Here is a 1,240-nt window from a genome sequence, read left to right on the forward strand (position 1 = left end):
GGACGTGCCGGTGAGCAACCGGGGCGGGGCGGTCGGGAACAGGAAGAACCCGACCAGGCAGATCAGAGTGGTGATCACCAGCGTCCAGCGGACCTGGGCGTACCGGGGGGAGTGCCGACGATGCATCCACACCAGCAGGGCCGGCGTCACGACGAAGTGCAGCGTCGCGTAGTAGTAACAACAGAGGATCGCCAACACCGGTACACTCTGCAACCAGCGGTTGAGCCCGAGCTCGGGATCGAGGTGCAGGAAGGTCTCCAGGCGCAGGAGATCGTGGCCCATCCGCATCGCCTCGCCGGTGGAGGCGTCGGCCACGGCGCGGGTGCCGGTGTAGGAGTAGTACAGGATCACCAGCATCAGCACCTCGACCCACCAGACCGGCAGGCCGGTGGTCTGGTTGCGCAAGCGCCTCACTATGCACCTCTCGAACGTCGCACCCGCGCGAGACGCCGCGCCCGCGCGCCTCTACGCCCTCGGGCAGGACCGCACGCGCGAACAGACCGGCGCACCAACCGTCGCGACGGGCCGGAGCGTCTCGACAGCTCGCTCTCCATACCCTTACTCAACAGCATGAGCCGTTCGCAACCGTCACGGGCCGATCCGTCGTTTACGACGCCTCCCCCGGGCGGAAATTCACCGCCTGCTCGCCCGCCCGGCTCCTCCCCCTGACCGGCTGTCCCCGCCCCGCGCCACTCCGCCGCCCCGCGCCACTCCGCCGCCCCGCGCCATCCCGCCACCAACGCCATCCCGCCACCGCGGTGGGAGCGGCCGAGGGCGCATATTGACGACGCCCGGCACCGAGCTGGTCGGGCCGGGCGTCGTCCACGCTGCCGCGGCTGCGAGACCCGCGATCGCCCGGTCAGGCGCCGGCGCCCGCCGAGCCGGTCCTGGGGATGGCGGCCGCAGGCCCGGGCGTGACGGTGCTCACCGCGGAGTCGAGGCTCACCGCGGGGGCGAGCTGGTCGGACACTGGCAGCGCGCTGCCCGCCTTCCACGTGGCCCAGGGGACCGACCACGCGTTGCCGAGCTGTGAGGTGTCCGGCGGCCGACCGGTGTTGACGATGTCGATGATGTCACCGAGCCGGGTGAAGCTGTAGAACCACTGGGCGTCGGCGGGTGAGGCGTTCACGCACCCATGGGAGACGTTGGCTCGTCCCTGGGAGGGCACCGACCAGGGCGCGGAATGCACGTACTGCCCGCCACTGGTGTAGTGGACCGCCCACTGGACCTTCTCGTAGTA

At 70.8% G+C, this 1,240-nt stretch carries 2 protein-coding genes; both read right to left on the reverse strand.

Annotation, left to right across the window (positions count from 1 at the left end):
• On the reverse strand, positions 1–414 hold a 414-nt coding region (locus ACY45C_RS20040), incomplete at its 3' end, for a phosphatase PAP2 family protein (RefSeq protein WP_462189108.1).
• 445 nt (positions 415–859) lie between these two features.
• Positions 860–1,240, reverse strand: a 381-nt coding sequence (locus tag ACY45C_RS20045; RefSeq protein WP_462189109.1) for a L,D-transpeptidase, incomplete at its 5' end; no start/stop codon positions are given.

It is taken from the genome of Frankia sp. CcWB2 (assembly GCF_977927585.1).